Source organism: Chryseomicrobium excrementi (assembly GCF_002798305.1).
GTDB lineage: Bacteria > Bacillota > Bacilli > Bacillales_A > Planococcaceae > Chryseomicrobium > Chryseomicrobium excrementi.
The window spans coordinates 730,823-756,621 of the sequence record NZ_PCGR01000001.1; the positions used below are offsets into that span (position 1 = coordinate 730,823).

Consider the following 25,799-nt stretch of genomic DNA (forward strand, 5'->3'; position numbering starts at 1 on the left):
TCTAGTCATTTAAATTGATAACTCCTTCAGCTCATTTGTGATATCGAGAAGTCGATGCTTCACGCCTTCCATCTCTTTCTCATCTTGTCGCTCCATCGCATCATACAGAGTTGCTAAGAAGTAATCCAGTTCAAGTTCCAATAAGTGTTTTCTCTCTTTGTCCATCTCGTCCTTACGAACAATGTGAATGACTTGGCGCATTGGAATTCCCCCTCTCTATCTTGAAATACTTGTTACAAGATTTTTACCCCGATGTCATTTAAACTAAACATACAGGAAAGGAGAATTTATTCATGAAGTATTGGAAGAAAAAAGATTTTGATGTATTTAAAAAAGAAGGATTAGAAGCACGGATGGAAGGCCTCGATGCTACCATTCGGCCAAAATTTCATGAACTAGGTGCGCACTTCTCTGAGGAGTTAGCAGCAAAGCTTGGACATGAGATGTTTCCGCACGTAGCGAAACACGCAAGACGAACGGTGAACCCACCTAAAGACAGCTGGGTAGCGTTCGCTCCCTATAAACGAGGCTACAAAGCACTTCCCCATTTTCAGATCGGTTTATGGGAAAGCCATGTCTTTGTAATACTCGCTGTGATTTATGAAGCGCCAACTAAAACAGCCATTGCAGACAGACTGTCGAAAAAAACGTCTCTAGTGACCTCGTTACCAAAGGACTTTGTGATTTCCGGCGACCATATGAAGCCAGATGCGGAACCTATCTCAAAATTGACAACCGCACATTATGTGCAGCGATTGGGCACCATTAAAAAAGGAGAGCTAGTGATTGGACGCCATCTGTCAGCAGATGACGCCACCAAGCTCTCTAAGGCACAATTTTATCAATTTGTAGAGGAAACATTTGATGCGCTACTTCCTCTTTATAGAAAAATGACGGAACTTCGCTAGACAGCTTTCGCTGTCTAGTTTTTTGTTGCCAGTTTAATTCGAGGTTCCCCTGCTTTTGCAGCTTTCACAACAGGGTACGCATCATAGCCGCTGACTTCCGCAAATTCACGGAACGATGTCTTTTCTTCTGCTATAGACCGCACGACTTCTTTAAAAGTTTTGTAGCGCTCCATTACTTGTTGTGAGGAGACACCTTTTTCATAGGCGAGCTCGACGACTTCGAAAAACTTCACTACGGCAACCATCTCTTCCGTCGTCCAATCAATGTTCAACGGATAACTATATTCATTCGACATCTTAACACCATCTTTCTTGTACTTGTTTCATTTGTTGATCAAAACGAGTGAACAATTCGGCAACTGTCGGCACATCATCGATCAATCCGACAGCTTGACCAGCCCATCCAAACCCGCGCTCGTGTTCCCCGTCATAAATAAACTTTTTATTTGCTTCCCCGCTAATGAAGTCTTTTAAAGCTTCATATGTAGGCGTTGTTTGTTCAATCCCTAAAATCTGCTCGGTCCACGATGATTTTAATGCACGTGCTGGTGCACCTATCGATCGTTTGATTACGACTGTGTCTTGTTCTGTCGCATTAAGGATCGCCTGCTTGTAGGCTTCAGACGCATGCACACATTCCTTCGTTGCAACGAAGCGAGTCCCCATCTCGACCCCATCTGCTCCAAGAGCAAGTGCCGACATGATTCCGTAACCGTCCGCAATACCGCCCGATGCCACAATGGGAATCGTGACAGCTTGAGCGACTTTGCGAATCAAAATTTGAGTAGAGACATCATCTCGACCTAGGTGTCCCCCACCTTCTTGACCTACAACCATCACAGCATCTGCTCCAAGCTCCTGCGCTTTGACGGCTTGTCGAACAGCGGCAACTAGAACGAGTTTTTTACACGGAACATCTTCCAGCATCTCAAAGATAGGAGCAGGATTTCCCCCTGTCATCGTGATGACTGGAACTTTTTCATCAATTGCCACTTGTATCATATGCTCGAATGGGCGTCCGTGTTGTCCTATTGCAAAGTTGACTCCAAATGGACGGCTTGTCATCTCTCGAACCTTACGAATTTCCTCTCGAAGTTCATCAGGTCCCGGCAAACTCATCGCAGTAATCTGACCTAAGCCTCCCGCACTCGAGACAGCCGCACACAAATCGGAATACGCAAGATAGGCGAGACCGCCTTGAATAATCGGTTTTTCAATTTGTAGCAATTCAGTTAAACGTGTTTTCATGTCCATCCCTCCCCTCTCAGTCTATCAATATTTCTCTTTCAATAGTAGCCCGGAAATGCTATACTTCACTTGTTTTCTATTTCAACAATAAAGGTGGTTAGCACGTTGTCACAATTAGAAACTCCCTTGTTCGATGCTCTTCTCAAACATCGCAACAGGCATCCGATTCAGTTCCACATTCCTGGCCATAAAAAAGGACAAGGAATTGACCCGGCTTTTCGAGAGTTCGTTGGCGATAATGTATTGTCGATCGATTTAATCAATATTGCTCCATTGGATGACTTACATTCTCCTAAAGGAGCTATTAAACAAGCACAACATTTAGCAGCAGAAGCCTTTGGTGCAGATGCTACATTTTTTTCAGTTCAGGGGACAAGCGGCGCAATCATGACGATGATCTTGACGATTTGTGGACCTGGAGACAAACTTCTTGTTCCAAGGAACGTTCATAAATCCATCATGTCAGCAATCGTCTTTGCAGGTGCCATTCCTGTATTTATTCACCCCGAAGTGGATACGGAACTCGGAATCTCTCACGGCATCTCCGCAGAATCCGTAGAACGCGCTTTAGACGCCCACCCAGATGCGAGTGGTCTTCTTGTCATCAACCCGACTTATTTTGGCTTCGCAGCCGATTTAAAGCGTATTGTGGACTTGGCTCATAGTCGTAATATCCCAGTTGTTGTTGATGAAGCACACGGCGTTCACATTCACTTCCATGATAAATTACCGATTTCAGCAATGGCAGCAGGCGCAGATATGGCCGCGACATCCGTCCACAAACTTGGCGGCTCGATGACACAGACATCCGTTTTAAATGTGCGCGAAGGACTTGTGTCTTCAAAACGTGTTCAATCGATTTTGTCGATGTTGACAACGACATCAACGTCGTATCCATTGCTCGCATCACTAGACACTGCCAGACGCCAGCTTGCAATCCATGGATATGACTTGATCGATCAAGCAATTAAAATCTCAAAAGATGCAAGAAAGCGCATCAACTCGATTCCACATCTTTACTGTGCAGGTGTTGAAAAATTACGGACATCAGCTACGTACGACATGGACCCAACCAAAATCTTGATCAGCGTGAAAGATCTTGGAATTACGGGCTATGAAGCTGAGAAATGGCTTCGCGAAAAAGCGAATATTGAAGTCGAGCTTTCTGATTTATACAACATCCTGTGTCTGATCACTTTAGGAGACTCACGCAAAGAAGTCAACTTGTTGATCAATGCTTTGACTCGCATGTCAGCAGCGTTCGAATCCGAAGCTGCAGTCAAAGAGACCGAAGTGACATTACCCGAAATTCCAGGTCTTGCGATGTCTCCACGCGATGCGTTCTACGCTGAGACTGAAACCGTGAAGCTTGCTGAAGCGGCTGGCCGCATTTCTGCAGAATTTGTCATGGTCTACCCACCAGGGATCCCGATTTTCATTCCGGGTGAGATCATCGCACAGGACAACATCGACTATATTGCGATGAATATTGAAGCAGGATTGCCTGTACAAGGTCCTGAAGATGATACTCTTGAGACCATTCATGTAATTAAAGAGACAAAAGCGATTTATTAGAAAAGAGAACCCTTTGTGGTTCTCTTTTTTTGTATGTTTTCGTGGGTTGGATGAGTAATCTTGGGGCGAGAGGGTGGATTTGGGGCGGTTGAGCGTTCGTTCTTCTGCATTAAGCGTGATTTCTTCTACCAAAATGAAGATTTATTCTACATAAAACACATTTTATTCTACCGAAATGAGATTTTATTCTACAAGAGTCATGATCACAGAGGAAGGGCCACAAAAAACCAGCATCTCTCGCTTATCGAGAAATGCTGGTTTTGTTTATTCTACACCTTGAATTTCGCTAGGATCTACAAATCCGTACCCTTTTTCCTGAAGCCCTAGAACAATGTCTTCAAGAGCCGATGCCGTCCATTCTCGGTCATGCATCAGCAAATTGGCGCCTTCAGTTAGATAGGGTGTGTTCACCATGATGTCCGCTAAGGCACCCGCATCTTGATATTGCTTTTCCCAGTCGTACCCATACGTCCAGTTCATAAGAAGCATCCCTTCGTCGGCTACTAACTGCCTGCTGAAATCCGTATTCACTCCAAAAGGAGCACGGAAAAAGATAGGTTTTTCACCAATAACTTGTTCAATAGTCGTACTCACTTGCAGGATTTCTTCTTTCTGTTGCTCTTCTGAAATATCGCTTAAGTTCGCATGTGTCTGCGTATGGTTGCCGATAGCAAACCCCATCTCATGAATTGCCTTCAATTTCTCTTTTTCTTCCTCGCTATCGATAAAGTGACCGTTCACGAAGAAAATTGCAGGTACTTCAAGAGCTTTTAAAGTCTCAGCCATTTCGAGGCTGTATGTATCCGGTGCATCATCAATTGTGACTAACACTACTTTTTCTTTTGCATCTTCTGTCGGAGTGAGTGTCCAATTCGCTTCGTTGAGTGCATAAGCAGGAGTCACGTCTACTTCTTCCTCCACTACTTCTTCAACAGGTTCCTCTGTTTCCCTTTCTTCTGGCTGTTCTACCGGTTCTACCTCTTCTACTGGCTGTTGTTCCGGAGCCGCTTCTTCCTCTCCACAAGCTGCTAATAAAAGACTAAGCGCACCTGCGGCAATTAGTTGTTTGTTCATAGTTGATTTCCCCCTCTACTCGAGCAAGTATAGCATGTCATATCCAGAATTTCACATACAAAAAGCCCTACCTGGGAAGGTAGGGCTGTATCATTATTTGCTTAAGATGTGGATTGGGTGACCCATAACCACTTCTGCTGCTTCCATTGCGATTTCACCTAAAGTTGGGTGCGCATGGATTGTCATTGCGATATCTTCAACCGTCATACCAGCTTCGATTGCTAAACCAAGTTCAGCGATCATGTCTGAAGCACCTTGACCTACGATTTGAGCACCTAATAATAGGCCATCTTCTTTACGTGAAACGAGTTTCACGAAACCGTCTGTAGCATCAAGTGCAAGAGCACGACCGTTAGCACCAAATGGGAATTTCCCAGCTTGTACTTCGTAGCCTTCTGCTTTTGCTTGCTCTTCAGATAGACCAACAGTTGCAAGTTCAGGATCCGTGAAGCATACAGCAGGAATAGCCAAGTAGTCTACTACTGATTTTTCTCCTGCAATTGCTTCTGCAGCCACTTTACCTTCGTAAGAAGCTTTGTGAGCAAGTTGTGGTCCTGCAACGATATCACCGATAGCATAGATGTTTTCAACGCTTGTACGGCACTGCTCATCTACTTCGATTAATCCGCGTTCACCGAATTTGATACCGACTTCTTCAAGACCGATTTCATCCGTGTTCGGACGACGGCCTACAGTTACTAGTGCGTAGTCAGCTTCGATTGTTTTCTCTTCTCCGCCCACTTCATACGTAACTTTTACGCCAGTATCTGTTTCTTCAACACCTTTGGCAGATGCTTTAACCGCTACTTCGACTCCTTTTTTCTTAAGAGCTTTTTTCACGATTTGTGTCATTTGTTTTTCAAATCCAGCTAAGATATCGTTTCCGCCTTCAATGATTGTTACTTCAGAACCTAGGTTTGCGTAAGCAGTTCCTAATTCAGTTCCGATGTATCCGCCACCGATAACTACTAATTTTGCTGGGATTTCTTCAAGTGCAAGAGCACCTGTAGAGTTGATTACACGTTTTGAATATTTGAAAGTTGGAATCTCTACTGGACGTGATCCTGTAGCGATAATTGCGTTTTTAAATTTGTAAGTTTGAGCGCTATCTTCTTTCATGATACGAACTGTGTTTGCATCAACGAAGTAAGCTTCGCCTTCTACTACGTCTACGCCGTTTCCTTTTAACAGACCCGAAACACCGCCTGTTAATTTTTTCACGACACTATTTTTGAACTCTTGCGCTTTAGCAAAGTCAATTTTCACATCAGAAGCTGTAATTCCCATGTTGTCTGAGTGTTTCGCTTGCTCAAAACGGTGACCTACTGAAATCAACGCTTTAGAAGGGATACATCCAACGTTTAGACAAACGCCACCGATATGTTCTTTCTCTACAACTGTTACCTTTTGTCCTGTTTGTGCTGCACGAATTGCTGCAACATATCCACCAGGGCCTGATCCGACGACCAGTGTATCTACTTCGATTGGGAAATCTCCTACTACCATAGTTTTTACGCCTCCATTAATAGATGTTCTGGGTTACCCAGTAATCGTTTGATGTGATTCAGCGCATGTTGGGCAGTTGCACCATCCACCATACGGTGATCAAAGCTCAATGATAATGCTAACACAGGTGCAGCTACAATTTCACCATTTTTAATGACAGGCTTCTCAGAAATGCGACCAATTCCTAAAATAGCAACCTCTGGATGGTTAATAACTGGAGTAAACCATTGGCCTCCGGCTGAACCGATATTCGTGATAGAGCATGATGCACCTTTCATTTCTTGAGGGCTCAATTTGCCATCACGTGCTTTTGTAGCAAGCGTGTTGATCTCGTCTGAGATCGCGAACATCGACTTGCGGTCAGCGTTTTTGATAACAGGAACTAAAAGTCCTTTTTCTGTATCTGCAGCAATTCCGATATTGTAGTAATGCTTGTGAACAATTTCCTGAGCGTCGTCGTCATAAGAAACGTTAAGTGCTGGGAATTCACGAAGCGTGCTCACTAGAGCTTTTACTACGTATGGAAGATACGTCAACTTGATTTCTTTTTCTGCAGCAATCTCTTTGAACTTTTTACGGTGTGCCACTAGTTCTGTCACATCCACTTCGTCCATAAGCGTTACGTGTGGAGCCGTGTGTTTGGAATGAACCATTGCTTTTGCAATCGCTTTACGGATTCCAGAAATTTTCTCACGCGTTTCAGGGAATTCTCCTTCAGACACTTGAGGAGCTGCTTTTTTAGCTGGCTCTTCTGAAGCCGTTTCTTTCACTTCCGCAGTTTCTTGCGGTGCCTCCGAAGCTTTCATTTGATCTCCATTCATGAAGCTTTCAATATCTTCTTTCATGATACGACCGTTTTTCCCGCTTCCTGTAACTTCAGCAATTTCCACGCCGTTGTCACGAGCAAACTTGCGAACAGATGGCATTGCAATGATGCGCTCAGAACCTTTTGGCTTTTCTTTTTGTTCAGCAGGTTCTGGCTGCTCTTTAGCAGCGGGCGCTTCTGTTTTAGAAGGTGCTGCTTCTTTCTTGTCTACATCTTGTCCTGCTTCAGCAGTCGCTTGAACTTGTTCTTCCGTTTCAGAAGCTTCTTTTTTCGCAGGTGCGTCGTCTTTGTCGTCACCTTTAAACTTTAAGTCCTCATAGCCAGGTGCATCGATTCGTACTAAAACGTCACCAACAACCGCTACGGTTCCTTCTTCGACTAGAACTTCTTCCACTTTCCCTTTCACTGGGGATGGAATTTCAACTACAGCCTTGTCATTTTGTACTTCACATAGGATGTCATCTTCGTTGATCTCGTCTCCTGCTTTGACGAACCACTTGACGATTTCACCCTCGTGGATACCTTCTCCAATATCTGGTAATCGGAATTCAAATGCCACTACGCGTCATCCTTTCTTAATTAAAATTCTAGTACTTTTTTAGCCGTTGCAAGTACGTCTTTATAGTTAGGTAACCAAACTGTCTCAGCTTGAGAGAATGGGTACACTGTATCAGGCGCTGTTACACGTAACACTGGAGCATCTAGGCTTAGGATAGCCCGCTCTGTAATTTCTGCAACTACATTCGCTGCGATACCTGCTTGCTTTTGAGCTTCTTGAACGACCATTGCACGACCTGTTTTTTCAACAGAAGCAATGAGTGTTTCGATATCTAGTGGTTGTACCGTACGCAGATCGATGACTTCAGCAGACTTGCCTTCTTTTTCAAGCTCTTCTGCCGCTTTAAGCGCTTCGTGTACCATAGCACCATATGCGATGATTGAAATGTCAGTACCTTCACGTTTCACATCCGCTTTACCAAGTGGAATTGTGTACGATTCTTCAGGAACTTCTCCACGGAAAGAGCGGTAAAGTTTCATGTGCTCTAAGAAAACGACAGGGTCGTTATCACGAATAGATGAGATTAACAATCCTTTCGCGTCATATGGGGTTGACGGGATAACTACTTTTACACCAGGAGTAGATGTCATGAGAAGCTCTAAGCTGTCTGCATGCATCTCTGGAGTGTGAACGCCACCACCGAAAGGTGAACGGATCGTCACTGGTGCATTGAAGCTTCCACCAGTACGGAAACGCATACGCGCAAGTTGTCCACTGATCGAATCCATTACTTCAAATACAAATCCGAAGAATTGAATCTCAGGCACGGGACGGAAACCTGTCATAGCTAGACCTACTGCAAGTCCACCGATACCGGATTCTGCAAGTGGCGTATCGAATACACGGTCTACACCGAATTCTTTTTGGAGTCCTTCAGTTGCACGGAACACCCCACCATTTACGCCAACGTCTTCTCCAAATACAAGAACGTTTTCGTCATCTTTTAATTCACAGCGTAATGCGTCTGTGATTGCTTGAATCATGGTCATTTGTGCCATTGTTTAGTTCGACTCCTTTTCTGTGTAATACGCTTTTTGCTCATCAAGGTTGTATGGGTTTTCTTCATACATAATGTTGATCAAGTCTGTAACTTTTTGTTTAGGAGCAGCATCTGCTTTCTTAACTGCTTCTTTGATTTCTTCTTTCGCACGTTCAATTACTTCATTCTCTTTTTCTTCTGTCCATAGACCTTTGTTTGTCAAGAAGTTACGGAAGCGAATTAACGGATCGCGTTTCTCCCACTCAGAATCTGTTTCAGAAGTACGGTAACGAGTTGGGTCATCACCAGCCATTGTGTGTGGACCGTACCGGTAACAAAGAGCTTCGATGAATGTTGGGCCTTCTCCCGCCACTGCACGTTCACGAGCTTCTTTAGTGACTGCATAAACTGCAAGTGCATCCATTCCATCTACTAGAATAGAAGGAAGACCTGCTGCAATTCCTTTTTGAGCGATAGTTTTAGCTGCAGTTTGCAAAGAACGTGGCGTTGAGATTGCAAATTGGTTGTTTTGTACAAAGAAGATTGCCGGAACTTTGTAAGCACCTGCAAAGTTCAACCCTTCATAGAAATCTCCTTGAGAAGATCCACCGTCACCTGTGTATGTCACAGCAACCGCTTTTTGGCCTTTTTTCTGGAAGCCCATTGCGACACCTGCAGCTTGGATGTATTGTGCCCCAATGATAATTTGTGGAGGGAATACATTGACACCTTCAGGGATTTGGTTCCCCATGAAATGACCACGGCTGAATAAGAATGCTTGATAGAGTGGCAGGCCGTGCCACACGATTTGAGGTACATCACGGTATCCAGGTAAAATAAAGTCTTCTTTTTCTAGTGCGAACTGAGAAGCTAGTTGGGATGCTTCTTGACCAGCTGTAGGAGCATAGAAACCTAAACGACCTTGTCGGTTCAAGGAAATCGAGCGCTGATCCAGAATACGCGTGTAAACCATGCGAGACATTAATTCCACTAGCTGTTCATCTGAAAGATCAGGCATTAAATCTTCGTTCACCACATTGCCTTCTTCATCTAAAACTTGCACCATTTCAAATTTCTCTTCGATTTCATGAAGTACATTCACAGGATCGAATCGATTGTCTTTACTTTCCGCCATAAAACAACTCTCCTTTTGTTCTGTATTAAAATTTATTGTAGTTCGAGTAATACACATACGTATCACTCATAAGTATATCCGACGAAAATAGGATGGTCAATCGTTTGAACACGGTTCGAAGAGTTTCTAATAATCAAAGAATTCACTTCTGTATTAGTCAGTAATTCCATCTGTATTATATCAGTTTCTGTTTAAAACTCTATTTATATAACACAAAAGCAGCTCCCTAAAGAGCTGCTATGGCCATACTATATTCACTATTCCTCTTGTTTCAATGTTTCAAACACGCGATCCGTAGTTGCATTAAATTCTTCTGTTTTAGCGTTCATCGACTCTACTGTTTGTTGAACCACTTCATTCTGTGCATTCACTTGTTGAATCAGCTCTCGAATCGTTTCAATTGAAACATCTTCCGTCACCATTTCAGCGTAGAGATTTTCCTGAAGTTCTATTAGTTTTTCATAGTTTGCATATACTTCATCATATGTAGAGAATCGTTCTTCGTAAGCCGTGTCTATTTCGCTTGCAAGTTCCATTTCAGTTTCTTCAATATCAAGCGCTGTAAAATCACTAGCTGCTAGTGCTTCTTCCATAGAAGCCCTTTCTGTAGCAAGCAATTCTTTACGTTTGCTAACTAAAGCCTGGAGTTCTTCCACTTTAGCTGTCAATTCATCTGTCTGCTCTTGATCCAGCCCCAAGATTTCTTCAAACAATTTGTATTCCTCTTGCTCTGCGCTCGTCATGTCCGACTGCACAGAACGATACCCTTCTTCCGCAGTATGCATCTGTTGCAGCACTTCCGCTATTTGTTGTTCAGCAGAATCTCCAAATGTACACCCACCGAGTAACAAAGCACTTAGTGAAACCATTCCAACCCATTTCTTCATAATACGACCTCCCATACTCTCCCCCACTATACCTATTAAAACAATCCTTTTCAATAAGAATATCGTCTTAGAATTTGGTATACTTTCAAGTAAGAAAGGAATGAGAACGATGATTTTAATGAAAGATATTATACGAGATGGTCATCCTACATTAAGAAAAAAGGCACAAGAGGTCACGTTTCCTCTAAACCAAGAACACACGCAACTAGCAGATGACCTCCTTAATTACGTGAAGTTCAGTCAAGACCCGGAAAAATCTGAAGAGTTTGGGTTACGTCCCGGTATAGGGATCGCAGCTCCCCAGGTCAATCAAAGTGTCCGGATGTTTGCACTTCACATCACAGAAAATGATGAGCTGTTAAGTGAAGTGTTTATCAATCCTAAAATTAAGAGCCATTCTATAGAAAAGACATTCATTACTTCTGGGGAAGGGTGTCTATCCGTCGATGAAGAAATCGAAGGCTATGTGCCACGATATGCACGAATTACAATAGAAGCAAAAAACGCTTCTGGGGAGACTTTCACCAAACGGTTAAAAGGCTTAAAAGCAATTGCATTCCAGCATGAGTTAGATCATTTAAATGGCATTATGTTTTATGATCATATCAATAAGTCAAATCCTTTTGCTCAAATCGAAAACGCCACACCTTATGAAAGAGTTACTGTTTCTGAAGATTAATTGATTGACTTTTCAGAATAAATACTTTACTATTATGGATTTTTCGTTTATACTTATTCGTAAGGAGTGAGTATCATGTTGAAACGTTTACGAAGAAAAATGCTCAAACGTCTCGGCGAAATCCTAGGTAAAAAAACAGTCGCTTAATCTTTCCCCCTCTATATTTTTTTAGAGGGGTTTTCTTTATTTTCAAAGGTGCACATGCTAAGATAAAGAGAATTGAATGAATCTGAACGTGAAAGAGGAGAAGAGAAAATGATTTACAAAGTATTTTATCAAGAAAATGCAACACAAGTCCCTGTCCGCGAAAACACAAAAAGCCTTTACGTTGAAGCTGAATCTGAACGTGAAGTTCGTGCCAAATTAAAAGATCGTGCGATCATGATTGAGTTTGTCCAACTGCTTGAAGGTACCCATTTGGCGTATGAACAAGCTAGTGAAGACTACAAGGTTGAACAATAACCCTTATGAAATTCGTTAAAAATGATCAGACTGCTGTTTTCGCACTAGGCGGACTAGGTGAAATCGGTAAAAACACATATGCAGTACAGTTTCAAGATGAAATCATCGTAATTGATGCAGGGATTAAGTTCCCTGAAGACGACTTATTAGGAATTGACTACGTCATTCCGGATTACACGTACCTAGTACGGAACCAAGACAAAATTAAAGGACTGTTCATCACACATGGTCACGAAGACCATATCGGTGGAATTCCTTACTTATTGAAACAAGTAAACATGCCGGTTTACGGTGGAAAGTTAGCTTTGGGTTTATTGCGTAACAAACTTGAAGAACACGGGCTCCTTCGCCAAACGAAGATGACCGAGATTTCTGAAGATGATGTGATCAAGTTTAGAAAAACCTCTGTTTCTTTCTACTTGACGACACACAGTATTCCAGACGCTTATGGACTTGTGGTCAAAACTCCATCTGGAAACATCGTGCATACAGGTGACTTTAAATTCGATTTTACACCTGTTGGTGAACCGGCAAACCTTACAAAGATGGCTGAAATCGGAAAAGAAGGCGTTCTATGTCTGCTTTCAGATTCAACAAATGCTGAAGTTCCAAACTTCACAATGTCTGAGCGCAAAGTCGGCGAAAGTATGGATAGTATCTTCCGAAAAGTGGATACGCGAATCATTTTTGCTACATTTGCATCCAATATCCACCGTCTGCAGCAAGTAACAGATGCCGCAGTACGCTATGGCCGTAAAATCGCTGTCTTTGGCCGCAGTATGGACAATGCCATTACTATTGGCCGTGAGCTTGGTTATATTACTGCTCCAAAAGAGACGTTTGTGGACACGAACACTTTAAATCGTTTGCCGGCTAATGAAGTTCTTATCTTGTGTACAGGTTCTCAAGGGGAACCAATGGCGGCCCTTTCTCGAATTGCGAACGGGACACACCGTCAGATCCAAATTCAACCTGGAGATACCGTTATCTTCTCGTCATCCCCAATCCCTGGGAATCGCGGAAGTGTCAATCGTACTATTAACTTGTTGTACCGTGCAGGCGCAGAAGTTATTCATGGTTCTTTGAACAACATTCACACGTCAGGTCACGGATCTCAAGAAGAACAGAAGCTAATGCTTCGTTTAATGAAACCTAAGTTCTTTATGCCAATTCACGGTGAATACCGTATGTTAAAACTTCACAGTGAGTTAGCCATTGATTGTGATATTCCTGAAGAAAACACATTTATCATGGAAAATGGTGACGTCTTAGCTCTAACTGCTGATGAAGCTTCGGTTGCGGGACGTGTCCCTGCTAGCGATGTTTACATTGATGGTAGTGGAATCGGTGACATCGGAAATATCGTGTTACGCGACCGCCGCGTCCTTTCAGAAGAAGGGCTAGTTATTGTTGTGATGACTGTAGATATGAAAAAGAAACGCGTATTGTCAGGTCCCGACCTGATTTCTCGTGGATTCGTTTACATGCGTGAATCAGGAATGATGATTAATGAAGCGCAACAAATGCTGAATCGTCACGTAAAAAGTCTTTCTAAAGAAAACCCTGAAGGCTGGGACGATTTAAAGTCTGAAATCATCAATGTTTTAGGACCGCATCTATACGACAAAACGAAACGCAAACCAATGATCTTACCGGTAATAATGGAAGTATAATAAAAAGCTCATCCAATTTTTTGGATGAGCTTTTTTTAGTTAAAGACTTTCTTTTCGAAACGATTGATATCCACATCTGCCCCAATAATGATCATGATGTCATTCATTTGAAGCTTTTCGTCAGCCTGTGGAGAAACAATAATGTTAGAGCCTCTCTTGATTGCTACAATATTGATTCCATATTTCGCACGAATATCTAAATCAATAATTGAGTTCCCAGCAAGCTTCGAATTCACAATCAACTCCATGATAGAGTGTTCATCAGAAAGTTCCAAGTAATCAAGAACATTATTCGATAAAATATTATTTGCAATACGAATTCCCATATCGCGCTCTGGGTGAACGACTTGATCAGCACCGATCTTCAGCAGCACTTTCTCATGATAATCATTTTGCGCTTTTACAGTAATTTTCTTTACTCCTAGCTCCTTTAACATAAGCGTCGTCAAAATACTTGATTGAATGTTGTCCCCAATCGCTACAATCACATGTTCAAAATTCCGAATCCCTAACGATTTTAATACAGCTTCATCTGTTGTATCTGCGACGACAGCCTGCGTGGCAATCGGCGCAAATTCATCAACACGCTCGCTTTCAATATCAATTGCCATGACATCCACGCCTTGTTCAATAAGCTCTTTTACGATACTACCACCAAAACGACCTAGTCCAATTACTACGAATTCTTTTTTCATGCCCATCCCCTGCTTCCATGTTCCGTCTACATTATTTAGTTTACATCAAAATACTTTCGATATCGAAAGAAATCTATGATAAAATAAACACTAATCTTTGTCAATTTGGAGGTAGAGCCGTGTCGAATGAACCCATAATTCGTTTCGAAAATGTCAGCAAATCTTACGGAACGAATGAACCTGTTTTACATACAATCAATTTTGAATTAGAACGGGGTAAATTTTATACTTTATTAGGGCCTTCGGGCTGTGGAAAAACAACGATTCTTCGTTTGATTGCTGGATTTATCCAACCTACAGAAGGAACTATCCATTTGAACGGAAAAGTCATCAACAATGTACCAGCTAACAATCGTCAAGTAAATACAGTGTTTCAAGATTATGCGTTATTTCCTCATTTAAATGTCTATGAGAACATTGCATTTGGTCTTAGAATCAAAAAAATGAAATCGAAAGAAATTGATGCCAAAGTGAAAGAAGCTCTTCGCTTCGTTAACTTGGATGGGTACGAAAAACGAGAAATCAGTGAGATGTCTGGTGGGCAACGTCAGCGCGTCGCCATTGCTCGTGCAATCGTGAATGATCCTGAAATCATTTTACTAGACGAGCCTCTATCGGCTCTTGATTTAAAGTTGCGTACAGAAATGCAATACGAGTTGCGTGAGTTGCAGCAACGTCTCGGGAAGACATTTATCTTTGTAACACACGATCAAGAAGAAGCACTTGCCATGTCAGATGAGATTTTTGTTATGAATCATGGTCAGATTGTACAAAGTGGTACACCTCTTGATATTTATGACGAGCCTATCAATCGTTTTGTTGCAGACTTTATTGGAGAATCTAATATCGTCGAAGGCATTATGATTGCAGACTATCGAGTACAGATCGGTTCGAAAGAATTTGAGTGTGTCGATAAAGGGCTTACTCCTGGAGAAAAAGTCGATGTCGTGATTCGCCCTGAAGATTTAGAAATCAAAGCAGTAAATCAAGGCAAAATGAATGTCCGTGTTGATACACAATTGTTCCGCGGTGTTCATTATGAGCTGTCCACTTACGATGAAGACGGGAACGAATGGCTTGTTCACTCGACTCGTAAGGCAGAGGTTGGATCTACAATTGGACTTGATTTTGACCCTGAAGCTATCCACATCATGCGATTGAATGAATCAGAAGAGGATTTTGATCGTCGACTGGAATCGTATGAGGTACCTGCCAATGGAAACTAAATCTCGTACATTTTTGATGGTCCCTTATTATCTATGGATGGTATTGTTCGTCGTGGCACCAATTGCGCTGGTCGGCTACTATTCCTTTTTTGATATCCAAGGGAACTTCACTCTCGCGAATTACCAGAATTTCTTTTCGGGAACTTATTTGTCTCTAACGCTCAGTTCCTTTTGGTATGCCTTTTTAATTACAGTGTTTACACTTTTAATTGCGTATCCGACTGCTTATTGGATCACTAAAACGAAACAGAAGCAGCTATGGCTTTTATTAATCATCATTCCTTCATGGATCAACCTGCTTTTGAAGACATATGCCTTCATAGGGATCTTTGGTATGAACGGATCTATCAACAACGTGTTGACGTTCTTAGGTCTTGAACGCCAACAAATTTTATATACTGATTTCAGCTTTATTTTCGTATCGGTGTATATTTTTATTCCATTTATGATCTTACCCATCTTTAATGCTCTTGATAAATTAAATCCAGGGCTTGTAGACGCATCTAACGATTTAGGTGCCAGTCAGTGGGTCACATTCCGAAAAGTCATTTGGCCGCTTACAGTTGGGGGCGTAAAAGCTGGAATCCAAGCAACATTTATTCCTGCCCTATCCCTCTTTATGATTACGCGCTTAATTGCTGGAAACAAAGTCATCACACTCGGTACAGCTATTGAGCAACAATTCCTTGTTACGCAGAACTGGGGAATGGGGTCAACGATTGCTGTCTTCCTGATTGTCTTCATGGTCATCATTATGATTCTTACTGGCGACCGGGAGAAAGGAGGAAACCAACGTGGGAACTACTAGTAAATTAGCAAAACTTTACTTAGCTCTAGTATTTATCATTCTATATGCACCTATCTTCTATTTGATTTTCTACTCTTTCAACAGTGCTGGAAACATGTCAAATTTTGAAGGCTTTACTTGGGAACATTATGCAGCTGTTTTTGAAGATACTCGTTTATTGAGTATCGTTGTGAATACTATTATCGTAGCATTACTTTCTGCTTTGATTTCTACGGCAATAGGAGTTCTCGGTGCAGTTGGTATTGTCTATATTACCAACAAACGCTTGCGCCAATCGTTGTTGTCCTTGAATAACGTCTTGATTGTCAGTCCAGATGTTATTATTGGGGCTTCCTTCCTTATCTTGTTCACTATGATTGGAGTCAAACTAGGATTTGCCTCTGTATTAATCTCTCACATCGCATTCAGTGTCCCGATTGTCGTCATCATGGTCTTGCCAAAGTTACAGGAAATGAGTTCCACTCTTGTAGATGCAGCAAGAGACCTTGGAGCGAGTCGCCGAGATGTGTTCACACGCGTTATTGTGCCTTATATTCGTCCTGGTATCTTTGCTGGCTTCTTTCTTGCCTTGACCTATTCACTTGATGACTTCGCTGTAACATTCTTCGTGACAGGAAACGGCTTCGCCACACTTTCTGTAGAGATTTATTCTATGGCACGCGCAGGTATTACACTTACCATTAATGCGCTGTCTGGTTTGCTGTTCATCGTTACTTTAATTTTAGTGTTGGGTTACTACTTCGTCGCCAACCGCGCGAAAACACCTTTCCAAGCGGGGGTGCCTAAATAATGAAATCGTTAGTACAAACTATTATTGTGTTACTAGTAGCCGTTGCAATCTTGTTTTATGTCAACACTCAGTTAAACGAATCGTCTTCTAGTGCAAGTTCAGATACCATCACAGTCTTTAACTGGGGGGAATATATCGACCCAGAACTAGTTGATCGTTTTGAACAAGAAACTGGTATACGCGTCATTTATGAAACATTTGATTCCAATGAAGCGATGCTTACAAAAATTCAGCAAGGCGGAACCCGTTATGATGTAGCTATGCCTTCAGAATATATGATTGAGAAGATGAAGGAAGAAGAGTTGCTGATTCCAATCGATCAATCTAAATTGCCAAACCTACAAAATATAGATCCTTATTTCCTAGACCTTCCTTTCGACCCTGGAAATCAGTACTCGATCCCCTATTTTTGGGGTACAGTTGGTATTGCTTTCAATCCTACGTTGTTAGATGGCCAAACTTTTGAAAGTTGGAACGACCTTTGGTCACCTGAGCTGAAACAGGAAGTCATTTTAGTCGATGGTGCCCGTGAAGTCATGGGAATGGGCTTAAATACACTGGGGTACTCTTTGAACTCTACGGATGAGACTGAGTTGCGTGCAGCAACGGACCGCCTTAAAGAGATGGGCCCTAATGTAAAAGCCATCATAGGAGATGAAATTGTAGAGACGATGCGTCGTGGTGAAGCTGCTATTGCCCTTGTCTGGTCCGGTCAAGCTGCAGATATTATGTATGTGAATGAAGACATTGACTATAGTGTTCCGGAAGAAGGATCAAATCTATGGTTTGATAATATGATCATCCCGAAAACAGCTGGAAATGTGGAGGGTGCTCACAAATTCATCAATTTCATGCTAGATGCAGAAGTGGCGGCTCAAAATGCGGATTACGTAGGGTATTCTACTCCAAACTCAGCAGCTATTGAACTAATGGATCCAGAAGTTACAGGCGACACGCGCTTCTATCCGACTGAAGAGATGCGGGAGCGTTTGGAAGTCTATCAAAACCTTGGACCAGAAAAGTTAGGTCTGTATAATGAGTTATTTTTAGAATTTAAGATGAGTATGAATCAAAATTAATTAAAAGACCTTCTTCCAAGTGAAGAGGGTCTTTATTTTGAGTTCCGAAATTTTTGATTTAAAATCACCTATGTTATACTCTTTTCATCACTAGTTACTAGAAAGCGGGAGTCCTATGAAAAAAAAGAATCCTTTTGTTATCTATCTTTTGATGTTCAACATGTTCATTATCATGGCTGGAATTGGATTAATCGTACCAATCATGCCGAAATACTTAGAGACATTTGGAGCTGCAGGACAAGCATTAGGGCTCATCATAGCAGCTTTTGCATTCGCCCAGTTTGTTTTTTCTCCAATCGCAGGAGACTTATCAGACAAATACGGACGAAAGAAAATGATTGTCATAGGTCTCGCGTTATTCGGTCTCTCTCAATTATGGTTTGGTACAGCAACGCAAGAATGGATGCTTTATGCTGCTCGTTTCATCAGTGGAATCGGTGGTGCTTTTTTAATTCCACCGACAATGGCATTCGTAGCTGATATTACTACTTACGAGGAACGTGGAAAAGGCATGGGATATATTGGTGCTGCCATGTCTCTCGGCTTCATGATCGGTCCTGGAATCGGGGGTCTATTCTCTGCTATCAGCCTGAACTTCCCATTTTATGTATCTGCGGCAACAGCGCTCACTGCAATGATCTTCTCCATCTTTGTTTTACCAGACATACGCAACTCTGAAGTAGCTGAACCGTCAAAACCAAAAGAAAACATTGTAAAGCAGATGAAAAGATCGTTTTACACACCTTATTTTATGATGCTTCTTATCATCTTCGTCTTCTCTTTCGGAATTGCTAACTTCCAAGCCACTTTCGCTCTCTACATGAACTACAAGTTTGATTTCACTCCTGAACAAATTGCCATCGTGTTGACAGCTGGAGGTTTTGTTGGAGTGGTCATTCAAATGTTTTTGATCGAAAAACTGTTCAAACGGTTTGGCGAAATGGCGATTATATTGAGCAGCTTAGCATTCGCTGCAATTACGCTGTTCGGAATGTTATTTGTCAATCAGTTCTTTTCCATTTTACTTGTAGCGACTCTGTTCTCCATCGCTGTCACTTTGATTCGTCCTGCAGTAAATACAGTGGTATCGAAGCTAGCAGGTGCAGAACAAGGCTTTGCAGCAGGTATGAACAATGCTTATATGAGTTTAGGAAACATGGTTGGTCCGGCTCTCGCTGGTCTCCTATTTGATGTGGACTACAACCTTCCTTTCACGGTCGGGTCTGTAGTATTGTTAGGTACCTTCTTTTTAACGTATGCTTGGATGAAGAAAAAACAAATCAATCTGCAACAAACGCAAACAGAGCAGGGTACTCCTTAACGGAGTTCCTGCTCTGTCTCTGTTGTAGCCATTTTTACAAAACTTTGAACTTGTGGTAGTTCAAATGCAGCATCATAACCAATCAACCATGTATCTCGTGTCAACTCAAAAGCCGGATCTTCGTGATTGAGAGGTATTTTATTGATATGATCATAGTCCGATAATGTAATGGATGGCAAAATTGCATAGCCAAGACCATTCAATGCCATCTGTTTACACGTCTCAATCTGATCAACTACTATTTGCTGCTTCGGTGTCATGGAGAAATTCTTTTGCCACCACTGTTGAATTTCTTGGTAGTAACTCGAATCGCTTTTGAATTGAATAAATGGTTTGTTTGACTTTTGAATATCCTCGAGAGTCGTCATTTCCTGATCAACAAGATACAGAGTATCTTTGAACAAGTGGATTTTTTTTCCCTTCCACTCGGTCTGTCCCCTCACAATCCCAATCTGCGCCTCCCCTTCCACCAAAGAACGAACGATTTCAGAACTCCAGCCTGTATGAAGAGAAATCTTGGCTTCCGGATAGTGACTGACATATTTTTTCAATACAGTCGGCAGCCAATTTTGGCCTACAATGGATGCGCAGGCAATTTTGAGAGTCCCGTGTACTTTTGAAGATAGTACCTGCACTTTCTCTCGTGCCTGTTCTTGCTTCAAGAGCACCTCTTCACTAAAATCAATCACAATTTCTCCTGATGGAGTTGGCATCAGACCTTTTTGGGAACGTATAAACAGTTGTGTTCCCCAGTCCTTCTCAATATTTTGCAAACGTAGAGATAGCGCAGGCTGCGTCAAAAACAACTTTTCTGCTGCTCTCCGCATATTTTGTTCTTTTGACAAGATGGAGATGATCTCATAATCCGAATACATGATGTCGTTCCTCCTCTAGAAAAAAAACCCTTTTCACAAGGGTTTTTATGATTCAAGAGATAAATATAATTGTTTTTTCAGTTGTTTCATAACTACGCGTCTTGTAAGAATCCCCAAAAACATGTCATCGTAATCTACGACACAAATATAGGGATGATTGATGAGAAGGTCTAACGCTCGCTGGAATGTATCATTCTCATGAATCTTAACGAAATCTCGAGTCATTACATCATCCACTTTGATGGAATCTAGTCGTTCATATTCTATACGATCGAGTCCTAAGATCTCATCAGTAATTTGTTGTACACTAACCATTCCATGCATACGGAATTTCATATCAAGAACAGGTATTGATGAATAACCTGTCTTAGTTAAAACAAGAAGTGCATGCTCTGTATTATTACCAATTTGAACATGAGCTACTTTTTCAGAGGGTATAATGAAGTCTTTGATCGGCAGCTTCAAAAAATCTCTTGAGCTTACTGAAAGCATGTCTATCTACTCCTTTTTTCTGCTCTTCCATCATAGCACAGAAAAAATTGGAATACGAAAGATTCATCAGAAAGGGTGACTATTTAACCACTGACCCCCATCTAAAGTAACGATTTCTCCATTCATATAGGCTGCTTTATCAGATAGTATGAATGCAGCCAACTCTGCGATTTCCTCTGGTTTTCCTAAGCGGCCAAGTGGGACGGATTTCAGAGTGCGTTCAGCTGCTTGCTCCGACTCCCATAGCTTATCAGCACCACCGGTACGTTCAATAGGACCAGGAGCTATCCCATTAACACGAATCCCATATTTGGATCCCCATTCTACTGCCAGCGTTCGCGTTAGTGACATAACCCCTGCTTTGGCTGCCGCTGAGTGAACCACGCCCGCTCCAGCTCCCCAAGCATAAGTCGCGAGCATGTTTAAAATAGCACCTTGTTTTTTGTTTTCAATCCAGTAGTTCCCCGCAGCATGAGAGCAATAGAATGAGCCATTTAAAACAATATCAATCACTGCTTTCCAACCATTAGGGCTAAGTTTCTCAGAAGCAACTAAAAAGTTGCCCGCCGCATTGTTTACTAGCACATCAACTGAGCCAAATCGTTCAACTGTGAAAGCGACCATTGCTTTCGCATGTTCTGGCTCTCTGACATCCATTTGAAAAATATCGATGGAACCCATGGAACTAAATTCGTCTTTGACCGATTGCAATCGCTCTAAATCTCGGCCCGTGATCACTACTTGATCGCCGTCTTGCAAAAACTTTTTCGCCATGTACTTGCCCATTCCTGATGACCCGCCTGTAATGATGACTGTTTTCCCCATTTGAACCCCTCCAAATTGAATGAATATTCACTCATAATAGTACAGGAATAGAAGCTGCTTGACTAGTAGTTTCTGGTATACTACAAAGAGAGGTGAATTTATGAAATTGACAATGCACCAACAACAAAAGTTGGCCACCGCCCTTTACACTGTGAATCGGCATGTGAAAACAGCTTCTGACAAGAAGCCCTTATACGAGCTAAAGAGAGAAGCACTTGATCAGCTTATCCGATTTGGGTATGCCTCTAAAAAAGGCCTTCACTTCTCGGAAAATCCGAAACAAAGCAAACAACATTCTACAACCTTAGTGGAATTTGGGGAATATTTGTTTCATCTTCCTGTTGCACCTGAAGATAAAACGCTCCCTCATCTTGGAAAACTGGATTACACCTATGCGAATCCGCAAGCAAAAATGAGTTTACAAACTGCCAAAACAGAATTAGAAAATTTCTTACAGCGAAAAAAACCGATAGAACGTCCTAAACAATCGATCTCGAAATACAAACCACTCGCCTCCACACCTTCTCCTTCTGAGTACAGACGCTCTCAAAAAAATCCCTATAAATAAGAAAAACCGGCTTTATGCCGGTTTTTACCACTGTTTTTTGTAATGACGAATCAAAGCTTGAGTACCTTCCTCTTCGAACCCTTCTTCAATAAGCTCATCATATAATTTTTTCGCACGAGCAAGACCTGGAAGTTCAATAGACATCCGCTCTGCTTCATTTAATGCAATTCCCATATCTTTGACGAAATGTTTGATATAAAATCCTGGAGCATAGTCCCCATCTATCATCTTCGGACCTAGATTCGTTAATGACCATGAACCTGCCGCCCCTTGAGTGATGGACTCTAATACTTTGTTCAAATCCAGTCCTGCTTTTTTTCCATAAGTAAGAGCCTCGCAGACAGCAACCATTGTCGAAGCAATAGCGATTTGGTTACACATTTTCGTGTGCTGCCCAGCACCTGCCGGCCCCTGATAAACGATATTTTTCCCAAATACGTGGAAAAGAGGTAGCAACTCCGCAACTGTTCGTTCATCTCCACCAATCATAATGGAAAGAACACCTTGTTGTGCACCAATATCGCCTCCAGATACTGGGGCATCTACTACTCGCAAACCTTTTGAAAGACCGACCTCTGCTAAACGAGAAGCAAGCTCTGGAGTCGAAGTAGTAAGATCGACGAATGTTTTCGCACCTTGAGTGTCAAAAAGGCCATTACTCCCCAAATACACTTCTTCTACATCGTGAGGATAGCCTACCATAGTAAAGACAACCTCAGATTGATTAGCCACCTCTACTGGTGTTGCGTGCCAAGTTGCTCCACTTTCCACAAGACTCATTGCTTTTTCTTTTGTGCGAGTATAGATATGTAGTGTGTGACCTGCGGCTTGTAGATGTTTACAAATACTAAGTCCCATAACACCTGTTCCAATGAAACCAATATGCATCGTGTCATCTCCTTCGATAATCTAAATACAGTATATCATGGCAAAAAAAAGAGAACCATTCAACGAATTGAATGATTCTTAAAAAGGGGGAAATGAGAATGTTGCTGTGTTCTTTCTTAGTATTTCCAATCTGTCTACTAGTTAAACCTATTTTTATTTATTTTTTTTAAATTCTTTATAGTATTGGTTAATCAATTGATCCAACTCTTCGCTCAGACGAATGGTTGACTCATCGGTCAGGCCTTTCTCAGATGCACATTGAATCATATCTTGCCTTACTTGTTCTAATTGGTTTAGCAATGTATTTGTCATTGTGCACCTCCATCCACTTTTTAACAGTGTACACTAGAATTACCTAAAAATACAATTATGTTCTCGGATCTTCACTCCACCGATACGTGACCTTTCCACCTGGATGGGCCTTACCAATAAAATGCTTAAAGTCAGCTCGTTTCACGAGCTGTTCTCTTGCTTCTAAAAATTGTTCTTTCGTCAAAACCAATTCCTTCAATTCTCCTGATTTTAGTTGTTCAAATTGTTCCATTCTATACCTCTTGTCTTATTTTTATAGTTTTCCCTTTACGAAGTCTGCGGTTTAAGGCAAACTGTGAATATAGAGAAGGGGGAAATCTAGTTGAAAATTGCTGAAGTTGGAAATATTATCGAATTCAAAGATGGTCTACAAGGTATTGTTGAAAAAGTTAATGAGAACTCTGTCATTGTTGATCTGACGTTCATGGAAAACTTTGATGAGCTTGAAATGGAAGAAAAAACAGTGATCAACCACAAACGTTATAAAATCATCCATGGCTCTGAAGAACAATAACCGCTTGACCTTCATTGGTTTTGCGGTTTTCTTTCTATTAAGTTTCAGAAAGGAGATTGTTAGTGCAGTCACTACAATTTTATAAGGTTTCTACTATTCTTGCTATAGCTTATGCTTTATTTTTTTTCACCTTTCAAGATTCTGACACATTTTGGTACTTTTATTCCTTCACCATTCTCTTTTTAATGGGTGTGTCCTTACTATATGCGAAAGTAGAAGATGAAGTCCAAACTCTAGAATATTTACTATTGGGTGTAGGATACGGAACACTTACGTATTTTTTATTTGCAGCCAGTTATTGGCTGATAGATGTGATTCCATTTCTTTCCGTTGCACCGATCCACCGATTTTTAGAAACATTCGGTCCTACGACCATTTGGCATTTTATTTTGTTGTTCTTTATCATCGCCCCTGCTGAAGAATTTTTTTGGAGAGGATTTGTTCAACAGTACTTCAAAAAGTATCTTCCTACATTTTACGCAGTGCTCGCTGCATCTGTTCTCTTTTCCATATCTCTACTTGTTGGAGGATTTGTTTATGGAGCGTTAGCTGGCCTCTTTTCAGGTTTATTATGGGGTCTTTTATACGAATGGAAGAAGAGCATGCCTCTCCTAATTGTCACACACAGTACTGCGCTGATTTTATTGTTCTTAGTTTTACCAATTGAGTGAAACATTTAATGTACAGGACCGTCTACTAAACAAAAGGAGTGGTCACTATGAAAATTTGGAAAGTAGCATTCACATCAACTGCACTTATTTTGTTGTTATCCGCTTGTGGTACATCCGATGAGACAGACTCTGCAACACCAGAAGAAACAGAAGAAGTTGCAGGAGATCAAGAAGCGAGCGAAGACACCACAGATGAACAAACAGAGACTGGAGAAGATACTGGTGAAGCGGCTGAAGAACCAGAAGCAGCTGAACCTATTGGTGAACGGGTAGAAAGTGACAATCAACCTTTCTCATTAGAACTAGTCGAAGGGTATTCGTTGACTGCAGAAGAACCAAATCGGGATGTGGTCTATTTTAATGAGAACGATGCAACCTTCATGAGAATCGAAACGATTTCAAAAGAAGAAGGAGATCGCACACAACTTATTGACACGTTAAAGCAGACGATTCAAGCTTCTGATAGTGCTGGCTCTCTCATGGAAATTTCTTCTCCAACAAAGTTACCTATCGTTGATATGCCTGTTGGCTATGAAATGGACGTGGAAGGCGGCCAAGTCAGCGGATACGTATTTGAGACAGAACTGCACTATGTGCGTGCTACGATTTATGACGTGTCCGATGCAATGAAGACTGGTGAGTTCATTCAAATGCTTTCTACTCTGCAAACGAAGTAAAAAAACAGGGACTGCATCTAGCAGTTCCTGTTTTCTTATATAGATAAGTTTTTAATAGACAACCCTAGTTTTTTTAAGAGCTCCGTTAACGTCTGCTTCTCCGCTTCAGTTAAAACACTCATAAGTTCTACAAGTTGAAGTTCATGTTTCGGAAATAGCTCTTCCATAAAAGCCTTTCCTTCAGCTGTAATCTCTGCATAGGTGACCCGACGATCTTCATCGCTTGCAATCCGATTGATAAAACCGCGTCTTTCCAACTTATCTACCACATAAGTTATTGAGCCACTGGCTAGCAGTATCTTGCTTCCAATCTTTTGTAAGGCCTGTCTTCCTTTATGATATAAAAGCTCCAATACAGCAAATTCTGTTGGATTGAGTCCGTGGTCTTGAAAAAATTGATTTGTTGATTCATGTAGTACTTTATGAGAACGAGACAATACAATAAATAATTTGAGTGCCTCTAGTCGTTCTTGCTCGGTTGCCATTTGCAGTCCCACCCATCTCCATTGCGCTGACTACATTATAGTAGGAAAAATATAGTGTGTCA

The 25,799-nt window shown here is 41.6% G+C and carries 31 protein-coding genes; 14 read left to right on the forward strand and 17 right to left on the reverse strand.

Translation table 11 applies throughout. The annotated features are described in order from the left end of the window. Nucleotides 1-9: 9 nt before the first annotated feature. Entirely contained in the window at nt 10-201 is a 192-nt protein-coding gene (locus CQS04_RS03685) for a hypothetical protein (protein ID WP_100352824.1), read from the reverse strand. Between the two features lie 92 nt (nt 202-293). Here CQS04_RS03685 and CQS04_RS03690 point away from each other — a divergent pair, with 92 nt between their 5' ends. Continuing rightward, entirely contained in the window at nt 294-908 is a 615-nt protein-coding gene (locus CQS04_RS03690; protein ID WP_100352825.1) for a YktB family protein, read from the forward strand. Between the two features lie 14 nt (nt 909-922). On the opposite strand, the gene CQS04_RS03695 is transcribed toward CQS04_RS03690, so the two are convergent. Together CQS04_RS03695 and CQS04_RS03700 are read right to left on the reverse strand one after the other, a co-directional pair. Next, a complete protein-coding gene (locus CQS04_RS03695) occupies nt 923-1,204 on the reverse strand; it encodes a UPF0223 family protein (protein ID WP_100352826.1) in 282 nt (93 codons plus the stop codon). 1 nt (nt 1,205) lies between these two features. Then, on the reverse strand, nt 1,206-2,162 hold the full coding sequence (locus CQS04_RS03700; protein ID WP_100352827.1) for an NAD(P)H-dependent flavin oxidoreductase: 957 nt from the start codon (nt 2,160-2,162) through the stop codon (nt 1,206-1,208). Nucleotides 2,163-2,261: 99 nt separating this feature from the next. On the opposite strand from CQS04_RS03700, the gene CQS04_RS03705 reads away from it, so the two are divergent. Next, nucleotides 2,262-3,731, forward strand: coding sequence for an aminotransferase class I/II-fold pyridoxal phosphate-dependent enzyme (locus CQS04_RS03705; RefSeq protein WP_100352828.1), 1,470 nt, complete (start codon nt 2,262-2,264; stop codon nt 3,729-3,731). 264 nt (nt 3,732-3,995) lie between these two features. On the opposite strand, the gene CQS04_RS03710 is transcribed toward CQS04_RS03705, so the two are convergent. From CQS04_RS03710 to CQS04_RS03735, 6 genes are all read right to left on the reverse strand, one after another. Next, nucleotides 3,996-4,805 (reverse strand): polysaccharide deacetylase family protein, encoded by an 810-nt coding sequence (locus tag CQS04_RS03710; RefSeq protein ID WP_100352829.1) that lies wholly within the window; start codon nt 4,803-4,805, stop codon nt 3,996-3,998. Nucleotides 4,806-4,898: 93 nt separating this feature from the next. Continuing rightward, nucleotides 4,899-6,311: a dihydrolipoyl dehydrogenase gene (gene lpdA, locus CQS04_RS03715; protein WP_100352830.1), complete on the reverse strand. Its 1,413-nt coding sequence runs from the start codon at nt 6,309-6,311 to the stop codon at nt 4,899-4,901. A gap of 5 nt (nt 6,312-6,316) precedes the next feature. Beyond that, entirely contained in the window at nt 6,317-7,696 is a 1,380-nt protein-coding gene (locus tag CQS04_RS03720) for a dihydrolipoamide acetyltransferase family protein (protein ID WP_100352831.1), read from the reverse strand. A 20-nt stretch (nt 7,697-7,716) separates the two neighbouring features. Then, complete coding sequence (locus tag CQS04_RS03725) at nt 7,717-8,694, reverse strand: alpha-ketoacid dehydrogenase subunit beta (protein WP_100352832.1); 978 nt, start codon at nt 8,692-8,694, stop codon at nt 7,717-7,719. A 3-nt stretch (nt 8,695-8,697) separates the two neighbouring features. Further along, complete coding sequence (gene pdhA, locus CQS04_RS03730) at nt 8,698-9,810, reverse strand: pyruvate dehydrogenase (acetyl-transferring) E1 component subunit alpha (protein WP_100352833.1); 1,113 nt, start codon at nt 9,808-9,810, stop codon at nt 8,698-8,700. 257 nt (nt 9,811-10,067) lie between these two features. After that, a complete protein-coding gene (locus CQS04_RS03735; protein WP_165775445.1) occupies nt 10,068-10,697 on the reverse strand; it encodes a YkyA family protein in 630 nt (209 codons plus the stop codon). A 109-nt stretch (nt 10,698-10,806) separates the two neighbouring features. Between CQS04_RS03735 and def the strand changes: the two genes are divergently transcribed. From def to rnjA, 3 genes are all read left to right on the forward strand, one after another. Then, a complete protein-coding gene (def, locus tag CQS04_RS03740; RefSeq protein ID WP_100352835.1) occupies nt 10,807-11,376 on the forward strand; it encodes a peptide deformylase in 570 nt (189 codons plus the stop codon). 255 nt (nt 11,377-11,631) lie between these two features. After that, nucleotides 11,632-11,838 (forward strand): DNA-dependent RNA polymerase subunit epsilon, encoded by a 207-nt coding sequence (locus CQS04_RS03745; protein WP_100352836.1) that lies wholly within the window; start codon nt 11,632-11,634, stop codon nt 11,836-11,838. A 5-nt stretch (nt 11,839-11,843) separates the two neighbouring features. Beyond that, complete coding sequence (gene rnjA / locus CQS04_RS03750; protein ID WP_094941529.1) at nt 11,844-13,511, forward strand: ribonuclease J1; 1,668 nt, start codon at nt 11,844-11,846, stop codon at nt 13,509-13,511. 35 nt (nt 13,512-13,546) lie between these two features. Here rnjA and CQS04_RS03755 read toward each other — a convergent pair whose 3' ends face one another. Next, nucleotides 13,547-14,206, reverse strand: a complete 660-nt coding sequence (locus tag CQS04_RS03755) for a potassium channel family protein (RefSeq protein ID WP_094941814.1) — start codon at nt 14,204-14,206, stop codon at nt 13,547-13,549. Between the two features lie 119 nt (nt 14,207-14,325). Here CQS04_RS03755 and CQS04_RS03760 point away from each other — a divergent pair, with 119 nt between their 5' ends. The 5 genes from CQS04_RS03760 (at nt 14,326) to CQS04_RS03780 (ending at nt 19,430) form a co-directional block, all read left to right on the forward strand. Further along, a complete protein-coding gene (locus CQS04_RS03760; protein ID WP_094941528.1) occupies nt 14,326-15,432 on the forward strand; it encodes an ABC transporter ATP-binding protein in 1,107 nt (368 codons plus the stop codon). Then, nucleotides 15,422-16,240, forward strand: coding sequence for an ABC transporter permease (locus CQS04_RS03765; protein WP_100352837.1), 819 nt, complete (start codon nt 15,422-15,424; stop codon nt 16,238-16,240). The genes CQS04_RS03760 and CQS04_RS03765 overlap by 11 nt, the downstream gene beginning before the upstream one ends. Then, nucleotides 16,227-17,030: an ABC transporter permease gene (locus CQS04_RS03770; RefSeq protein ID WP_100352838.1), complete on the forward strand. Its 804-nt coding sequence runs from the start codon at nt 16,227-16,229 to the stop codon at nt 17,028-17,030. The genes CQS04_RS03765 and CQS04_RS03770 overlap by 14 nt, the downstream gene beginning before the upstream one ends. Beyond that, a complete protein-coding gene (locus CQS04_RS03775; protein WP_100352839.1) occupies nt 17,030-18,109 on the forward strand; it encodes an ABC transporter substrate-binding protein in 1,080 nt (359 codons plus the stop codon). The genes CQS04_RS03770 and CQS04_RS03775 overlap by 1 nt, the downstream gene beginning before the upstream one ends. A gap of 115 nt (nt 18,110-18,224) precedes the next feature. Next, nucleotides 18,225-19,430, forward strand: coding sequence for an MFS transporter (locus CQS04_RS03780; protein ID WP_100352840.1), 1,206 nt, complete (start codon nt 18,225-18,227; stop codon nt 19,428-19,430). Here the strand turns inward: CQS04_RS03780 and CQS04_RS03785 are convergent. The 3 genes from CQS04_RS03785 to fadH all read right to left on the reverse strand — a co-directional run bounded on the left by CQS04_RS03785 (nt 19,427) and on the right by fadH (nt 21,622). Further along, nucleotides 19,427-20,305 (reverse strand): transcriptional regulator CcpC, encoded by an 879-nt coding sequence (locus CQS04_RS03785; protein WP_100352841.1) that lies wholly within the window; start codon nt 20,303-20,305, stop codon nt 19,427-19,429. The two genes, CQS04_RS03780 and CQS04_RS03785, sit on opposite strands and share 4 nt — an antisense overlap. Nucleotides 20,306-20,350: 45 nt before the next feature. Further along, entirely contained in the window at nt 20,351-20,797 is a 447-nt protein-coding gene (cbpB, locus tag CQS04_RS03790; RefSeq protein ID WP_100352842.1) for a cyclic-di-AMP-binding protein CbpB, read from the reverse strand. Nucleotides 20,798-20,863: 66 nt separating this feature from the next. Beyond that, the gene (fadH, locus tag CQS04_RS03795) at nt 20,864-21,622 is read right to left on the reverse strand and encodes a 2,4-dienoyl-CoA reductase (protein ID WP_100352843.1); all 759 of its coding nucleotides are present in this window, start codon (nt 21,620-21,622) and stop codon (nt 20,864-20,866) included. Between the two features lie 100 nt (nt 21,623-21,722). Here fadH and CQS04_RS03800 point away from each other — a divergent pair, with 100 nt between their 5' ends. Then, on the forward strand, nt 21,723-22,190 hold the full coding sequence (locus tag CQS04_RS03800; protein ID WP_100352844.1) for a YkyB family protein: 468 nt from the start codon (nt 21,723-21,725) through the stop codon (nt 22,188-22,190). Between the two features lie 24 nt (nt 22,191-22,214). Here CQS04_RS03800 and CQS04_RS03805 read toward each other — a convergent pair whose 3' ends face one another. From CQS04_RS03805 to CQS04_RS03815, 3 genes are all read right to left on the reverse strand, one after another. Beyond that, nucleotides 22,215-23,078 (reverse strand): NAD(P)-dependent oxidoreductase, encoded by an 864-nt coding sequence (locus tag CQS04_RS03805; RefSeq protein WP_100352845.1) that lies wholly within the window; start codon nt 23,076-23,078, stop codon nt 22,215-22,217. A 153-nt stretch (nt 23,079-23,231) separates the two neighbouring features. Next, nucleotides 23,232-23,390 (reverse strand): aspartyl-phosphate phosphatase Spo0E family protein, encoded by a 159-nt coding sequence (locus CQS04_RS03810; RefSeq protein WP_100352846.1) that lies wholly within the window; start codon nt 23,388-23,390, stop codon nt 23,232-23,234. 55 nt (nt 23,391-23,445) lie between these two features. After that, nucleotides 23,446-23,622 carry an abortive phage infection protein gene (locus CQS04_RS03815; RefSeq protein ID WP_100352847.1) on the reverse strand — a complete coding sequence of 59 codons (177 nt, stop codon included), beginning with the start codon at nt 23,620-23,622 and terminating at the stop codon, nt 23,446-23,448. Between the two features lie 90 nt (nt 23,623-23,712). On the opposite strand from CQS04_RS03815, the gene CQS04_RS03820 reads away from it, so the two are divergent. The 3 genes from CQS04_RS03820 to CQS04_RS03830 all read left to right on the forward strand — a co-directional run bounded on the left by CQS04_RS03820 (nt 23,713) and on the right by CQS04_RS03830 (nt 25,252). Further along, nucleotides 23,713-23,904: a YkvS family protein gene (locus tag CQS04_RS03820; RefSeq protein WP_094941517.1), complete on the forward strand. Its 192-nt coding sequence runs from the start codon at nt 23,713-23,715 to the stop codon at nt 23,902-23,904. A 62-nt stretch (nt 23,905-23,966) separates the two neighbouring features. Continuing rightward, on the forward strand, nt 23,967-24,575 hold the full coding sequence (locus CQS04_RS03825) for a CPBP family intramembrane glutamic endopeptidase (protein ID WP_245858741.1): 609 nt from the start codon (nt 23,967-23,969) through the stop codon (nt 24,573-24,575). A gap of 47 nt (nt 24,576-24,622) precedes the next feature. Further along, entirely contained in the window at nt 24,623-25,252 is a 630-nt protein-coding gene (locus CQS04_RS03830) for a hypothetical protein (protein WP_100352849.1), read from the forward strand. A gap of 35 nt (nt 25,253-25,287) precedes the next feature. Here CQS04_RS03830 and CQS04_RS03835 read toward each other — a convergent pair whose 3' ends face one another. After that, on the reverse strand, nt 25,288-25,737 hold the full coding sequence (locus tag CQS04_RS03835; protein ID WP_100352850.1) for a MarR family winged helix-turn-helix transcriptional regulator: 450 nt from the start codon (nt 25,735-25,737) through the stop codon (nt 25,288-25,290). Nucleotides 25,738-25,799 lie beyond the last annotated feature (62 nt).

Coding starts and splice junctions, on each gene's coding strand:
- CQS04_RS03685 (WP_100352824.1), bottom strand. CDS start 201: ATGCGCCAAGTCATTCACATTGTTCGTAAGGACGAGATGGACAAAGAG.
- CQS04_RS03690 (WP_100352825.1), top strand. CDS start 294: ATGAAGTATTGGAAGAAAAAAGATTTTGATGTATTTAAAAAAGAAGGA.
- CQS04_RS03695 (WP_100352826.1), bottom strand. CDS start 1,204: ATGTCGAATGAATATAGTTATCCGTTGAACATTGATTGGACGACGGAA.
- CQS04_RS03700 (WP_100352827.1), bottom strand. CDS start 2,162: ATGGACATGAAAACACGTTTAACTGAATTGCTACAAATTGAAAAACCG.
- CQS04_RS03710 (WP_100352829.1), bottom strand. CDS start 4,805: ATGAACAAACAACTAATTGCCGCAGGTGCGCTTAGTCTTTTATTAGCA.
- lpdA (WP_100352830.1), bottom strand. CDS start 6,311: ATGGTAGTAGGAGATTTCCCAATCGAAGTAGATACACTGGTCGTCGGA.
- CQS04_RS03725 (WP_100352832.1), bottom strand. CDS start 8,694: ATGGCACAAATGACCATGATTCAAGCAATCACAGACGCATTACGCTGT.
- pdhA (WP_100352833.1), bottom strand. CDS start 9,810: ATGGCGGAAAGTAAAGACAATCGATTCGATCCTGTGAATGTACTTCAT.
- CQS04_RS03735 (WP_165775445.1), bottom strand. CDS start 10,697: ATGAAGAAATGGGTTGGAATGGTTTCACTAAGTGCTTTGTTACTCGGT.
- def (WP_100352835.1), top strand. CDS start 10,807: ATGATTTTAATGAAAGATATTATACGAGATGGTCATCCTACATTAAGA.
- CQS04_RS03745 (WP_100352836.1), top strand. CDS start 11,632: ATGATTTACAAAGTATTTTATCAAGAAAATGCAACACAAGTCCCTGTC.
- rnjA (WP_094941529.1), top strand. CDS start 11,844: ATGAAATTCGTTAAAAATGATCAGACTGCTGTTTTCGCACTAGGCGGA.
- CQS04_RS03755 (WP_094941814.1), bottom strand. CDS start 14,206: ATGAAAAAAGAATTCGTAGTAATTGGACTAGGTCGTTTTGGTGGTAGT.
- CQS04_RS03765 (WP_100352837.1), top strand. CDS start 15,422: ATGGAAACTAAATCTCGTACATTTTTGATGGTCCCTTATTATCTATGG.
- CQS04_RS03775 (WP_100352839.1), top strand. CDS start 17,030: ATGAAATCGTTAGTACAAACTATTATTGTGTTACTAGTAGCCGTTGCA.
- CQS04_RS03780 (WP_100352840.1), top strand. CDS start 18,225: ATGAAAAAAAAGAATCCTTTTGTTATCTATCTTTTGATGTTCAACATG.
- CQS04_RS03785 (WP_100352841.1), bottom strand. CDS start 20,305: ATGTATTCGGATTATGAGATCATCTCCATCTTGTCAAAAGAACAAAAT.
- cbpB (WP_100352842.1), bottom strand. CDS start 20,797: ATGCTTTCAGTAAGCTCAAGAGATTTTTTGAAGCTGCCGATCAAAGAC.
- fadH (WP_100352843.1), bottom strand. CDS start 21,622: ATGGGGAAAACAGTCATCATTACAGGCGGGTCATCAGGAATGGGCAAG.
- CQS04_RS03800 (WP_100352844.1), top strand. CDS start 21,723: ATGAAATTGACAATGCACCAACAACAAAAGTTGGCCACCGCCCTTTAC.
- CQS04_RS03805 (WP_100352845.1), bottom strand. CDS start 23,078: ATGCATATTGGTTTCATTGGAACAGGTGTTATGGGACTTAGTATTTGT.
- CQS04_RS03810 (WP_100352846.1), bottom strand. CDS start 23,390: ATGACAAATACATTGCTAAACCAATTAGAACAAGTAAGGCAAGATATG.
- CQS04_RS03815 (WP_100352847.1), bottom strand. CDS start 23,622: ATGGAACAATTTGAACAACTAAAATCAGGAGAATTGAAGGAATTGGTT.
- CQS04_RS03830 (WP_100352849.1), top strand. CDS start 24,623: ATGAAAATTTGGAAAGTAGCATTCACATCAACTGCACTTATTTTGTTG.
- CQS04_RS03835 (WP_100352850.1), bottom strand. CDS start 25,737: ATGGCAACCGAGCAAGAACGACTAGAGGCACTCAAATTATTTATTGTA.